General features: G+C 58.1%; 11 protein-coding genes and 2 pseudogenes. 7 read left to right on the forward strand and 6 right to left on the reverse strand.

The annotated features are described in order from the left end of the window. Nucleotides 1–272: hypothetical protein (locus tag ACQKP4_RS26540; RefSeq protein ID WP_427636937.1), on the reverse strand; the 272-nt coding region annotated here is incomplete at its 3' end. Here ACQKP4_RS26540 and ACQKP4_RS26545 point away from each other — a divergent pair. After that, nucleotides 256–750, forward strand: a pseudogene (locus tag ACQKP4_RS26545) (IS66 family transposase); the annotation flags it as partial. The gene ACQKP4_RS26540 and the pseudogene ACQKP4_RS26545 sit on opposite strands and share 17 nt — an antisense overlap. A gap of 1 nt (nt 751) precedes the next feature. Here the strand turns inward: ACQKP4_RS26545 and ACQKP4_RS26550 are convergent. After that, nucleotides 752–1,102: a winged helix-turn-helix transcriptional regulator gene (locus tag ACQKP4_RS26550; protein WP_427636923.1), complete on the reverse strand. Its 351-nt coding sequence runs from the start codon at nt 1,100–1,102 to the stop codon at nt 752–754. Nucleotides 1,103–1,251: 149 nt separating this feature from the next. Between ACQKP4_RS26550 and gstA the strand changes: the two genes are divergently transcribed. Both gstA and ACQKP4_RS26560 read left to right on the forward strand, forming a co-directional pair. Next, nucleotides 1,252–1,881, forward strand: coding sequence for a glutathione transferase GstA (gene gstA / locus ACQKP4_RS26555; protein WP_427636924.1), 630 nt, complete (start codon nt 1,252–1,254; stop codon nt 1,879–1,881). 260 nt (nt 1,882–2,141) lie between these two features. Then, nucleotides 2,142–2,681 (forward strand): hypothetical protein, encoded by a 540-nt coding sequence (locus ACQKP4_RS26560; protein ID WP_427636926.1) that lies wholly within the window; start codon nt 2,142–2,144, stop codon nt 2,679–2,681. Between the two features lies 1 nt (nt 2,682). Here the strand turns inward: ACQKP4_RS26560 and ACQKP4_RS26565 are convergent, their stop codons facing one another. Further along, on the reverse strand, nt 2,683–6,816 hold the full coding sequence (locus ACQKP4_RS26565; RefSeq protein WP_427636928.1) for a CheR family methyltransferase: 4,134 nt from the start codon (nt 6,814–6,816) through the stop codon (nt 2,683–2,685). Between the two features lie 209 nt (nt 6,817–7,025). Here ACQKP4_RS26565 and ACQKP4_RS26570 point away from each other — a divergent pair, with 209 nt between their 5' ends. The 4 genes from ACQKP4_RS26570 to ACQKP4_RS26585 all read left to right on the forward strand — a co-directional run bounded on the left by ACQKP4_RS26570 (nt 7,026) and on the right by ACQKP4_RS26585 (nt 12,197). Further along, nucleotides 7,026–8,630, forward strand: a complete 1,605-nt coding sequence (locus tag ACQKP4_RS26570; protein WP_427636930.1) for a response regulator — start codon at nt 7,026–7,028, stop codon at nt 8,628–8,630. Then, a complete protein-coding gene (locus ACQKP4_RS26575) occupies nt 8,627–9,319 on the forward strand; it encodes a sensor histidine kinase (RefSeq protein WP_427636931.1) in 693 nt (230 codons plus the stop codon). The genes ACQKP4_RS26570 and ACQKP4_RS26575 overlap by 4 nt, the downstream gene beginning before the upstream one ends. A 196-nt stretch (nt 9,320–9,515) precedes the next feature. Continuing rightward, the gene (locus ACQKP4_RS26580; protein ID WP_427636935.1) at nt 9,516–10,757 is read left to right on the forward strand and encodes a glutamine synthetase family protein; all 1,242 of its coding nucleotides are present in this window, start codon (nt 9,516–9,518) and stop codon (nt 10,755–10,757) included. Nucleotides 10,758–10,826: 69 nt separating this feature from the next. After that, nucleotides 10,827–12,197, forward strand: a complete 1,371-nt coding sequence (locus ACQKP4_RS26585; protein ID WP_427636933.1) for an MFS transporter — start codon at nt 10,827–10,829, stop codon at nt 12,195–12,197. 65 nt (nt 12,198–12,262) lie between these two features. Here ACQKP4_RS26585 and ACQKP4_RS26590 read toward each other — a convergent pair whose 3' ends face one another. The 3 genes and pseudogenes from ACQKP4_RS26590 to ACQKP4_RS26600 form a co-directional block, all read right to left on the reverse strand. Continuing rightward, the gene (locus tag ACQKP4_RS26590; RefSeq protein ID WP_427636934.1) at nt 12,263–13,009 is read right to left on the reverse strand and encodes a flagellar brake protein; all 747 of its coding nucleotides are present in this window, start codon (nt 13,007–13,009) and stop codon (nt 12,263–12,265) included. A gap of 93 nt (nt 13,010–13,102) precedes the next feature. Next, nucleotides 13,103–13,543 (reverse strand): flagella synthesis protein FlgN, encoded by a 441-nt coding sequence (locus ACQKP4_RS26595; protein WP_427636936.1) that lies wholly within the window; start codon nt 13,541–13,543, stop codon nt 13,103–13,105. Further along, nucleotides 13,512–13,605: pseudogene (locus tag ACQKP4_RS26600) on the reverse strand (exodeoxyribonuclease III); the annotation flags it as partial. The gene ACQKP4_RS26595 and the pseudogene ACQKP4_RS26600, both read right to left, overlap by 32 nt.

Below are 13,605 nucleotides of genomic sequence, written 5' to 3' on the forward strand. Positions count from 1 at the left end.
TAGTGTGGGGTTTCCCCATGTGAGAGTAGGTCATCGTCAAGATTAAATTCCGAAACCCCTATCTGCGTATGCAGGTAGGGGTTTTGTTTTGCCCGTAAGAAAATCAGGCGTAAGCGGATGGCGAACACACCTACCGAACTCCAGTATTTAGGGCGATGGTGTCCGCGTATTTTTAAGCGGACGCGATCACCCTTATCGCCAGGATTTCCATGCGCCAACGCAGCTCTTACCCCAAACCGCTCAAAGCCCAGGTCGTCCAGGAATGCCTGCAAGGCGCTTCACTCGATTGGCGGACTGTACGAAGTCGAGCGAAACGCCAAGGAAATGAGCGACAAAGATCGCTGGCGATTACGCCAGGAAACAGCGGTGCCCATCGCCGAAAAACTGCATGAGTGGATGCTGGCCCAACGCGAACTTGTGCCCGAGGGTTCGGCCACGGCCAAGGCTCTGGATTACAGCCTCAAACGCTGGGTAGCGCTGACGCGCTACTTGGAAGATGGTGCTGTGCCCATCGACAACAATCAAATCGAGAACGTAATCCGGCCGTGGGCGCTTGGGAGGTCGAACTGGTTATTTGCCGGGTCGCTGCGCAGCGGCAAGCGGGCGGCGGCGATCATGAGTCTGATCCATTCGGCGCGCATCAACGGGCATGATCCGTATGCTTATCTCAAGGATGTGCTGACGCGGCTGCCGACGCAGCGAGCAAGCGAGATTGACCAACTGCTGCCGCATCAGTGGGTGCCGGCCTGACTTACGCAAGGTTAGCTGGACAGACGCTGTCATCGGACTGGCGACTCTTGACCCAGAGCCCAAACTGTTTCATTACCTCGACAACAGGCTCTAACCGCCGTCCGTCAACGGTGAGTTCGTATTCAACCGTGACGGGCACGGTGGGAAATACTGTACGTTTTACGAGTCCTGCTTGCTCAAGAGCGCGTAAATCGATGGTTAGCATTCGTTGCGAAATAGCGGGAATGTCCCGCCTAAGCGCATTAAAGCGCTTTGGCCCATCTAGCAGGTAGGATGCAAGGAGTAGGCGCCAGCGGCCACCTAGCAAACGCATCGCTTCTTCGACCGAGCAGCCTGATATGTTGTCTTTCATGGTCAGAATCCTAGATAGGGTAGGTATATTTTTTGTACCTATACTACAAAATAGTGCGTTCTTCCTATTTTATACCTGACATCTAGAATGAGCTGAAGCCGTCTCTCCGTTGGAATTGACAGCGCTCACTCATGCTCTGGAGTCTACAAATGAAGCTGTACTACATCCCCGCGTCTTGCTCCCTTTCGCCCCATATCGTCCTGAATGAGCTTGGTCTCGATGCCACACTGATTAAAGTCGATCACAAGAAGCACCTAACCGAATTGGGCGCCAATTACTTCGAGGTCAACAGTTTTGGCTACGTACCTGCAATCGAGCTGGACGACGGCACTCTCCTGCGTGAGGGCCCAGCAATCGTGCAGTATTTGGGTGACCTGAAGCCGGAGCTTGGACTTGTTCCCACTCATGGCACCCTTGATCGATACCGACTTCAAGAATGGCTGAGCTTCCTGACGTCTGAGATTCACAAGGGGTATATTCCATTGTTGTACTCAGCACTCGCGGGTAAATACGTAGACACTGCCAAGCCAAAGTTGGAGAAGCGCTTCGCCTGGATTGACGAACAACTAACTGCCCGACCATATCTCCTGGGTGACTCCTTCACTGTGGCTGACGCCTATCTGTTCGCATTAACAGGCTGGGGCCAGGCCGCCTGGCTGACGAGCTATTACAAGGCCGATATCCACTTCGACAATTTGCATAACCTCCGTGCCTGGTATGACCGGGTTAAAGTTCGTCCTGCGGTTCAGAAAGCGTTGCGAGAAGAAGGTCTTGTGTGAAGGGAGGCGCATGCCAATTTGAGATGGTTATCGACAACGGAAGGGCTAATGTCTGCTCGTAGTTGCTGACTGTCACAAACGCGAAAAAGATTCGCCGCGCAAGGCGATGCCGACGATGCCAGGAAGGTGTGTTGCCCAGACGGTTACAATCAGACAACACAAGTTTGCACAGTTGTTTACGCCTCACCAAACCGACGATCTACATGGCATATCTGCTTTTGCTGTGCCTTACTTCCTGACACAACTCAGGGAGCGATGCGATGCGACGTCGAGGCGCGCAGTTCTGGTTATGGACCAACACTCGGTTACCTCTCCATGCTCATGAAGAAGTGCTCGGTGACGGCATGCAGGTCGAAGTGCAGGCACGCGTGAACCAAGAAGGCATCGCTCAGGTTTTCATCGGGATTTACGCGAAGAATGGCTGTCCGGTTCACGAGGAGTTTCACGACAGGTTCGCCGATAAGCATGGCTGCGCAGCGCTGAAGTGGGGCGCACACCGGGCAAGGCAGCTTTTGGCGGATAGTCACGCTTTTATCGCACCCCATCGGGCGCAGATGACGCTGGGCACGATCATCACTGATGAGCCGACGATGGCGCTGCGCAACATGGAAATGACCGATCGTGAGCGCCTGAAGCTACGATCCGAAGATGCCTGGGCCGAATACGTTTCTGCCAAAGCCGCGATGCTTGAGCTTATGCGCGCAACCAAAGTCGATCCCCAGACCTGGGCAGACCACAAAGAGCGACTCCGTCAGGCGATTGATCGGCGCATGTCTGTGCAACGCGGCTATTTGTGCTGAGTCATTCGGGCCGGCGCAGCGCTTCGATGGTTTCGATCAAATCGTCGTAGGCAACCGGTTTCCCAAGATGCTGATTAAAGCCTGATTGGCGGGACTTTTGAATGTCGCCACTCGTGCCATAACCGGTCAACGCAATGGCCGGCACGTCCTTGACGAGCGGCAACTCACGCAACGCGCTCATCAATTGGTGGCCGTTCATTACCGGCATGCCCAAGTCCGAAATAATCAGATCAAACCGAGTGCTCTTGGCTGCATCAAGGGCGGCCACGGGACGGTCGAAAGCGATAACTTCGGCGTCTTCCATTTCAAGCAGCATTTTCAAGGTTTCCAACACCTCCGCAGAGTCGTCGACCAGCAGGATTGTCAGACCTCGAAGCCTGCCGAAAGCGACGTCGACCTGAGTGCTTGCTTGTGTTGCATCTTCAGTGTGAGCAAGTGGCAAGTGGACGCTGAACGTGCACCCAGTACCCAATCCAGCTGAACTCACCTCAACAGTCCCGCGTTGCGCCTCGGTCAATTGACGCACCAGCGACAAGCCGATTCCGAGGCCTTCGCGGTTATGGCTGGCATGCTGTTTTTCCGCCTGGCCAAACAGATCGAAGACGTGCTCAAGGCTGTCCGTAGCGAGGCCGGCACCGTCGTCTTTGACATCCAGCCGCGCCATATTGCCGTCCACCTGAGCGATCAACTGGACGTGCCCGGTGGCGGAAGTAAATTTCAACGCGTTGTTCACCAGATTCCAGATGATCTGCTCCAGGCGCGTCGGGTCGGCAAAGACGATCAACGGTTGCTCAGGCACGTGTAGTTCCACCGTCGTGTGGTGCTGTTCATTGAGGACGACGGTATGTATATCGCGCAGCACATTGGCCAGATCTACGGCGATCGGTTGCAACTTGAGCTTGCCGGTACGCACCCGGGCGACATCCAGCAGATCATCGATGATCCTGGCCTGGCTGTTGACCGCGTCGCAGATGGTATTAACGGCTTTGGCGGCGGGCGCCACGGTTTTGGTTAGCGGCAAGCGGCGCAACAATTCGGCGTTGAGCTGGATCAGGTTCAACGGATGCTTGAGTTCGTGGGACATGACCGCAAAAAACTCATCCTTGAGGTAGTTGGTGTTTCGAGTTTCCACCAGTGCCAGTTGTTGCTCTTCATGTTGGCGTTTATGGCCCGTCATATCCCGGGCAATTTTCACGTAGCCCTGCAGATTGTCACCGTTGAGCAGGGTCACCTCACCGCTGCAATAGAACCGATTGCCATCCTTGCGAACATGCCAGCGTTCATCTTCCGTACGCCCGTGCGTGCGCACCAGTGCCAGCTCGGCACCCGATACACCCGCAGCGCGGTCCTCGGCGGAATAAATAAAATCGTAATAAGCGCCTTCGGCCTCTTTTTTGCTGTAGCCAAAAATCAGCTCTGCACCTTTGTTCCAGCTGGTAATCACGCCTTGTTCATCCAGCGTGATGATTGCGTAATCGCGCGTGCTTTCAGCCACCAGGCGCATGCGTTCTTCACTCAGGCGCAATTCCTCTTCCGCCAGGCGACGCTTGGTGATGTCGATGAAGGTCAGCACCGTGCCGTCGATATGGTCTTCACTGGAGCGATAAGGCAGCAGACGGGCGATGTACCAGCGATTGTCGCTGCTGCTGATTTCGCGCTCGATCATGTTCAGCGACTCGAACACCAGCGCCGCATCACGCGCCAGGTCGTCGTAATACAGCCGATGGGTGATATCGAGCAGCGACCGTCCGGTATCCACCGGCAACATGCTGAAAATATCGGTGGCACGCGGGGTGAACCATTTGATGCGCATGTTGCGGTCGACGAACACCGTGGCGATGTCGGTCGAGGCGATGAGATTGGTCAGGTAGTCGTTGATCTTGTCGGTTTCTTCGACTTTGGTTTTCAACTCGTAATTGACCGTCAGCAACTCTTCGTTGATCGACTGCAGCTCTTCCTTGCTGGTTTCCAGCTCTTCGGTGGCCGAGCGCAGCTCTTCGTTGATCGCTTGCATTTCTTCATTGGAAGCCTTGAGCTCTTCGCTGGAGACTTCCGATTGTTCGATGGTGTCCTGCAAGTGCAACTTGGTGCGTTGCAGTTCGCGCTCAAGGTTGGACATCACCTGACTTTCGGTTTGCAGCAGGGGAGTGGCCGCCAGATCAGAAGGATCGACTTCGGCCTCCTCGAATATCACCAGAATGTAATCGCCGTCCGACTCATCATCCTTGTAGGGCTGTGCCAACAGATCGACCATGCATTGACGATGTTCGCGGTTGATCGGCACCGGGCGAGACTTCACGACCAGACCGCTCTGCTGGACCTGAAACAGGGTGGTACGAATTTCCAGGCGCAGTTCCGGCAGGATCAGCGTCAACAAGTTGCGCGACAACTCGCCGCCGACATGCCGCAGAAAACTCCCGGCGCTCTCGCTCATGTGCAGGATGTCGGCATTGGCGTCGACAATCATGCTCGGCGGGGACGCACGTTCCAGGGCACGTTGGTGAATGTCGGCGAAGGACAACTTGCGCTGCACCGCGTTCTGCGGTGTTTCGCGGGAAATATTGGCGCGCACATAACCGCCACGCGGCATGGTTGGCGTGCGTCGGCTATTGGCAGTGCCAGTCTTGGCGCGGAAGATCCGGTTACGTTTATCCACCGGGGCAAACAGCTCGTGGCACGCATCCGCGCTCTCGGACGAACCGAGGAACAGGAAGCCGCCTGGACGCAGCGCAAAGTGGAACATCTGGAGGATTTCGCGTTGTACTTCGCGATCCAGATAGATCAGCAGGTTGCGGCAGACAATCAGGTCGATCTGCGAAAACGGCGGGTCAGACAGCAAACTGTGCTTGGCAAACAGCACCCTCTCGCGAAGCTCCTTGCGAATCCGGAAGTGCTCGTCTTCCTTGATGAAGTGGTGCCGCAGCCGCGTGGGTGGCACATCGGTAATGATGGCTTGCGGGTATAGCCCGGCGCGGCCGAAGCTGATGGCGCGCTCGTCAATGTCGGTGGCAAAGACTTGCAGTGACGCCTGGCTGCCCTCCACTTGCAGTTGATCATTGAGCAGCATCGCCAGGCTGTAGGCTTCTTCGCCTGTGGAGCAGCCCGCCGACCAGACGCGGATTTCTTCTTTTTCCGGTTGTGCAGAGACGGCTGCGCTGACCAGTTGCGGTACTACATCGCGTTCAAGCGCTTCGAACGCCTCCCGATCACGGAAGAAATTGGTGACGCCAATCAGCATGTCGCCCAGCAATGCCTTGGTTTCTTCGGGATTGTTTTGCAAGTAGCGGTAGTAAGCCGTCAGGTCCGGCTGGGTGGTGACCTGCATCCGCCGCTCGATTCGGCGCAACACGGTCGCGCGTTTGTAGTGCTTGAAGTCATGACCCGTGCCGGTGCGCAGTTGGATCAGGATGTCGTGCAGCAGCTGTTCGGCCAGCGCCGCATCGCGCTCCGATACTGAAGCGAGGGCTTGACGGTAAGGATCATTGGCGGTGGGCAAACTGATTTCCTTGGCGTTGCGCCACAACTCCAGCAGTTTTTGCGGCATCTCTACCACCGGCAACACCAGATCGACCATATGCGTATCGATGGCCGCGCGGGGCATACCGTCGAACTCGGCGTCTTCCGGCGCCTGGGCCATGGTGACCCCGCCGTGCTCCTTGATACGCGACAAACCGACCGCGCCATCGGAGCCGCTGCCAGACAAGATCAGGCAAAACGCTCGTTCGCGGTGCACATCCGCCAGATCGCGGAAGAACAGGTCGATCGAAGAATGACGGCTCAGGTGCGGATCAGTGCTGCTGACTTCAAGAACACCGTCATTCATCAGCAGCTGCTGAGCGGGTGAAATCACGTAGACATGGTTTTTCTCGATAGCCACCGACTCGGTGACCTGGAGCACCGGCATCAGGGTCGATTCCTGAATGATCTTGTCCGCGATGCTTTGATGGTCGGGCGACAGGTGAAGAATCACTACAAACGCCATGCCGTTGTCGTGCGGCATGTTATCGAAGAACAGTTTGATCGCTTGCAGCCCGCCCGCCGAAGCACCAATGCCGACCACCGGAAAGTCCAGGCTGCTGGGGCTCGACACTTGCCGCTCGCGGGTGTCGGCGGATGGCTTGGGGGTGGTGTTCATTTTTTCTGCCTTTACCGGCGACAAGGGGGTGAATCGAGTTCAAACACGGACGAACTTTGGCGCAATAAAGCAGGATAATCCCGTTTTTCAATAACGCCTTCAAATATTTAGAGCACGCTGAAGTCGCAGGAGTTCTCAAGGGATTGGCACTCCTGGCCGATAACCCGAACGGTCATGCTCTTCTTCTTACCATTGCCTGGAAATCTTCGATGCTGTCGTATCACCAAAAGAGTTTTCTGATCGTCGATGATTTCTCGGATTTCCGCAGTTCCGTCAGGTCCATGCTGCGTGAATTGGGGGTCAAGGACGTCGACACCGCCGATACCGGTGAACAGGCGCTGCGCATGTGTTCGCAGAAGGCTTACGACTTCATCCTGCAGGATTTCCACCTCGGCGACGGCAAGAAGAACGGCCAGCAGGTGCTCGAAGACTTGATGATCGAAAAGCTGATCAGCCATGAAAGTGTGTTCCTCATGGTGACCGCCGAAACCAGCCAGGCCATGGTGCTCAGCGCGCTGGAGCACGAGCCCGATGCTTACCTGACCAAGCCGTTCAACCGCTCGGGCCTGGCCCAACGCCTCGAACGTCTGGAGCAGCGCAAGAACCTGCTCAAGCCGATCCTGCAAGCGCTCGACCGCGGCAAGCCACTCGAAGTGCTCAATGCCTGTATCGAGCTGTGCAAGAAGGACATCCGTTATTCGCCGCTGTGCCTGCGTTATCGCGCGGACGCGTTGCGCGACTTGAACCAGAACGAAGCGCTGGAGCGCCTCTACGACAGCATCATTGCCGATCGTCCGCTACCTTGGGCGTTTGCCGGGCTGGGCAAGTTGCTGTTCAAGCGCGGTCATATCAACCAGGCCAAAGGCATCTACGAACAAGCCATGAAAGTGTTTCCGTTGATGCCGGCGCTGTATGACGGCATGGCCGACGTGCTGGTGGTCGAAGGCGACACCAAAGGTGCGCAAAAGGTATTGGAAGAAGCCATTCGCCTGTCGCCATTGGCGGTGCGCCGCCAGGCGCTGCTGGGCAAGCTGGCGATGATCAACGAGGATTTCGACACCGCCTCCCGAGCGTATCGCCAAGCGGTGTCGCAAGGCGCACAGTCGCGCTTCAAGGATGCCGAAAGCAACCTGGGCCTGGCCCACGCCTTGATCAGTAAGGGCAGCGAAAAAGGCCTGGATACCCGGACCCGGCTGGAGATCAACACGACCCTCAGCCTGGTGGCCAAGGAAAACCCGACCGATCCGGGCCTGCAAATTCGTGCGCGGCTGATGAAAGCCACCAGCCTGTTGCTGAACGATGCCGAGACCGCCGAGAAGCTCACCGAGCAAGCGATGATGCGCCTCGACGGCATGGAGCAGTTCATGAGCGCCGAAGCCGCGCTGTTGGTGGCCAAACAGTTGCAGATGCTCGGCCAGGCGAGTGCCGGGGCGTCGATGTTGAAAAACTGTGCGGAAATCTACGGCGATGATCCGGTGGTGATGCAAAGCATCGCCAAGCTGACCGATGACCCGACGATCCTCAGCTCCAGCAATGCGGCCGCCGACCTCAATCGTCAGGGCGTACAGATTTACAGGACTGGCAATCTCGTGGAAGCCCGGGCGATCTTCCGCAAAGCCCTGGCCATGCAGCCGAAAAACATCAGTATCGCGCTGAACATGGCGCAGTCGCTGTTGCACGGCACGGATACCAACGTGGAGTCGGCCGAACTCGAAGAGTGTCGGGCCTGCCTGAAACTGGTCGGGATGATGCCCGACACCGATGCGCGTTATCCGCGCTACCAGAAATTGAAAATCAAGGCGTTCAACGGATGAACCACGACACCCCGGCACTGGATTTCTCCACGGTGATTGCCTCCACCGTGCATGACATGAAGAACTCGCTGGCCATGCTGATGCAGGCCCACAGCCATTGGCTGTCGCGTTTGCCCGACCCCGAGCAGAACAGCGCGGAGCAGGGCGTGATCGAGTACGAGTTTGCCCACCTCAATGGCATGCTCGTGCAGTTGCTCGGGCTGTACAAATTGGGTGTGAACCAGATGCCGTTGCAGCCGGCCTATCACGAACTGGATGATTTCATCGAGGCGCAACTGGCTGCGCATCAAGAGGTGTTCGCCAGTCGCGGCATCATCGCGACTTATGAAGTCGACCCGCTGAGCCCGCTGGGATTTTTCGACCGGGAACTGGTCGCCTCGGTGCTGGCCAACAGCATCAATAACGCGATTCGTTATGCGCGTCACTCGCTGCTGATCAGCGCCGGCGACGAGGGCGGCCAACTGAGGCTGACCATCAATGACGACGGCGACGGCTACCCGGCTGAAATGATCGACCGCCAGGCCGATTACGTGCAGGGCATCAATCACAGCAGCGGCAGTACCGGTCTGGGCCTGTATTTCGCCGGACGCATCGCCGCGTTGCACCAGCGCAACGGTGTGGGTGGCCGTACCGAAATCAGCAATGGCGGGCCGTTGGGCGGCGGGGTGTTCAGCCTTTATCTGCCTTGACGTTCTTTTTGTTGTCGGCGCTTGAAATTCCGAACACGCGGAGCCTATTTTGTACGGGTCGCCGTTCGCGGCCCGCACAACAAAGGATTGCGTCATGACAACCGATGACCTGCGCTCACTCGCACAGCGACTGACGGGCATTGATGAGATTGAATGTGTTACGCCGGATCTGAATGGCGTGCCTCGGGGCAAGGTAATGACCGCCGAGGGGTTCCTCGAAGGGCGCCGTTTGCAGATGGCGCGAGGCGTGCTGCTGCAATGCATCATGGGCGGTTACCCGGCGGCGCAGTTTTACGGCAGCGACGATGGCGACCTGGCGCTGGTGCCTGATCCGGCGCAGATCCATCGCCTGCCCTGGAGCAAACAACCCCGCGCATTTGCCATTTGCGATGCTGACGAACTGACCGGCGAAAGCTCCAGCCTGTCGACTCGCGGCCAGCTCAAGGCGGTTATTGCCCGTTACACCGCCCTCGGCCTGGCGCCCGTGGTAGCGACCGAACTGGAATTCTTCGTCTTCGCGCCCAACACCGACCCGACGCAACCTTTCCAGCCGCCGCTGGGCCTGGACGGCCGTCGTGAGGACGGCCACTCGGCGTTCAGCGTCAGTTCCAATAACGGCTTGCGACCGTTCTTCAGCGAAGTCTACGAGTGCATGGCGGCACTGGGTTTGCCGCGCGATACCTTCATGCACGAAATGGGTGTCAGCCAGTTCGAGATCAACCTGCTGCATGGCGATCCGCTGTTGCTGGCCGACCAGACGTTCCTCTTCAAACACCTGCTCAAAGAAGTAGCGCTCAAACACGGTTTGACCGTGGTGTGCATGGCCAAACCCCTGGCGCATACGCCCGGCAGCTCGATGCACATTCATCAAAGCATCGTCGACATTGGCAGCGGGCGGAATGTGTTCAGCGATGAATCCGGGCAACCGACCGCGACCTTCCGTCACTTCATTGGTGGCCAGCAGGCCGGCATGGCCGATTTCACCGCGCTGTTTGCGCCGAACGTGAACTCCTACCAGCGTTTGTGCCATCCGTTTGCATCGCCGAATAATGCCTGCTGGTCCCACGATAACCGTGCGGCGGGGCTGCGCATTCCGGCCAGTGCACCGGTGGCTCGTCGGGTCGAAAATCGCTTGCCGGGGGCGGACGCCAATCCGTATCTGGCTATCGCCGCGAGCCTGGCGGCGGGGTTGTATGGCATCGAACACGAACTGGAACCGACCGAAGCGATTCAAGGTGAATTCGCGGTACCGGATAATCTTTCGCTGCCGTGTACCTTGCATGCCGCTCTCGAGCGTCTGAAACGTAGCCAATTGGCGAAGGAACTGTTTGGCAAGGAGTTCATCGAAGGCTACGTCGCTTCGAAGTCTCTGGAACTGACCAGTTTCTTTGATGAAATTACGCCCTGGGAGCGTCGTGTGCTGGCCGCCCAGGCCTGACGAGTCGTCGTCTTCGGACTATCTTTCAGGTAGCCCGATACTCACTGCAAGGAGCCGCTCGGAACGCCGATGCGCCAAATCTGGAAATCCTTTCGAGCGCTTTATTTCGCCTCGCTGATGATGTTGATCGGCTCGGGCCTGTTAAGTACTTACCTGGCCTTGCGACTGGCCGCCGATCACGTCGACAGCCTGTGGGTCGGTGCGTTGATGGCTGCCAACTATTTCGGCCTGGTGCTGGGCGGCAAGATCGGCCACCGCTTGATCGCCCGGGTCGGGCATATTCGCGCTTATGCGGCGTGTGCCGGCATCGTCGGCGCGGCGGTGCTCGGTCATGGGTTGATCGACTATTTGCCGGCCTGGCTGTTTTTGCGGGTGATTGTCGGTCTGGGCATGATGTGCCAATACATGGTCATCGAGAGCTGGCTCAACGAGCAAGCCGAGGCCAAGCAGCGCGGCCTGGTGTTCAGCGGCTACATGATCGCTTCGTACCTCGGGTTGGTGCTCGGGCAATTGATTCTGGTCATGCACCCGGCCCTGGGCCTGGAGCTGCTGATGCTGGTCGCCCTGTGCTTCGCATTGTGTCTGGTGCCGGTGGCCCTGACCCGACGAATTCACCCGGCGCCATTACACCCGGCGCCGATGGAACCGCGGTTCTTCATCAAGCGTGTCCCGCAATCCCTGAGCACGGTGCTGGGCGCGGGGCTGATCGTCGGCTCGTTCTACGGTCTGGCGCCGCTGTATGCGTCGCAGCAAGGCTTGTCCACCGAGCAAGTCGGCCTGTTCATGGGTAGCTGCATTTTTGCCGGTCTGTTGGTGCAATGGCCGCTTGGCTGGTTGTCCGACCGTTATGACCGGGCGCTGCTGATTCGCTCTTTTGCTTTCAGCCTGGCGCTTGCCGCGTTGCCGCTGGCGATCATGCGGCAGGTGCCGCTGGAAGTGCTGTTCATCGCCGGCTTCCTCTGTTCGCTGGTGCAGTTCTGCCTGTATCCGTTGGCCGTGGCGTTTTCCAATGACCACGTCGAAGCGGATCGCCGAGTCTCGCTGACCGCCATGTTATTGGTGACTTACGGCGTCGGCGCCAGCATCGGGCCGTTGGTGGCCGGGGTGCTGATGAAGATGTTCGGCAGCCAGATGCTGTATGCGTTTTTCAGTTTCTTCGCGTTGGTGCTGGTCTGGCGGATCCGCCCGAAAGCGGTCACCAACTTGCACCAGGTCGACGATGCGCCGTTGCATCACGTCGCCATGCCGGACAGCATGTCGAGTTCGCCACTGGTGGCGGCGCTCGATCCGCGTGTCGATGAACAGATGGTGCACGATCAGATGCAGTCGCCGGTCAATCCGGAACCTGCGCCCGACCCGGCGCCGGAGCCTGAAACCGATCCTCTGCCAGAAGATCCGGACAGCGGTCGCGAGCAGAGCTTCACCGAAGCCAGGCCTTGAATCCAGGCCATAAAAAAACGGGCAGTCACCGCAAGTGACTGCCCGTTTTTTTTGAGGCGGGTGGCTTAGAGGTCGTCTTTATCGAATCGGCGCGCTTCGCGCTGCAACTGATAGACAAAGCGCTCGACCTGACGCTGCACCAACCCGCTCATGTTGTGAAAGCGGATGCCGGCGAAGGTGGTGGAGATCCTTTCTTCGAAGTGCAGGTAACGCAGCTCCACCGGCGTCGTCATGCTGCCAAATGGCAATTCTGCGATGAAGCGGTCATAGACCTGGCCCAGTTGCAGCCGGGGAGTGATGTCGCCGTCAAAACGCAGCTTGCAACCCGTGGCGGAGATATCCAGCAGTTTGCCGGTCACCGGGAACTTGAGCTTTTCGCCGCCCAGTTCGACGTCTACCAGTTGCGCCAGCTTCAACGCAGCCCGGAAGGCACTGCGGCGCTGGTGATAGACCACTTCGTCAGGGAGTGTGCCGCGATAGCAGCGGGTGTTGCCGGATTCGTCGATGGTCAGCCGACCGTTGCTTTCCCAGGCAATGCGCACGCCGTCATGGAAGCCTTCGATCCGAAACGACTCGCCCGCCAGCAGATAGCGTTCGCCATCGCGGGGCACCATTTCGTCCAGGGCAATCATGTTGCTGTCACGGTCGACGTCCACCAGATAGCTCTGGAAGCGCTGGTTGCGCTCATGGAACGTGATGATCAGCGGGTCGTGGCTTTCTTGCAGCTGGCGCAGGTTACCCGCGATCTCCATCGGTGTGGAGAGTACCTTGGGTGGCTGCGGAGCATCTTCCGCGTTTAAGGCAATGGACACGGTTCATCATTCTCCGGACAAAATATGACTGCAACTGGCCAGCATACTGCCAGCATGTGACGTGTCTTGAAAGAGTGTGCTCATCGACGAGGCTCAGGCCTGGCTGAGCGGGCGCGGCTTCGCTGGCTTGGCGGTTGATCCGCGGGCGTCGTACAGCGCTGGCGGTTCGCCGCCGGTGAGGATTTTCAGCTGATTGGCCGTGGCGGCCTGCTGCACCAGGATCGACTGACCGTTGTTGACGTTGGCGGTCTGGCATTGAGCCAGGAGCTCGGTCAGCTTGTCGCTCTGTTCCAGCAATTGATCGCCGACGCTCGACTGGCTGGCGAGTTGCTCCAGGCCATCGCGATTGGTCGGCAGGTTCAGGCTGGCGAGGATTTCACTGCGCTTGCGGCCATGCTGTTCGAGCAAAATGATCGTTGCCTGTTTCTGCGCCAGGATGTCTTCGAGCAGAGGCATGTCGCGACCGTGCAAAGCGATGGATTCGGTTTGCAGCAACTCCAGTGAGCCAGGAGCGCGTGTTGTAAATATCGAGATCGGTGGGCACCACGTTGTAGTCGCCCGCCAGCACCACCGGGTGTTCGCTGCGCTGCAAATCC

Origin of the sequence: Pseudomonas sp. NPDC086278, assembly GCF_050280905.1 — a bacterium.
Lineage (GTDB): Bacteria > Pseudomonadota > Gammaproteobacteria > Pseudomonadales > Pseudomonadaceae > Aquipseudomonas.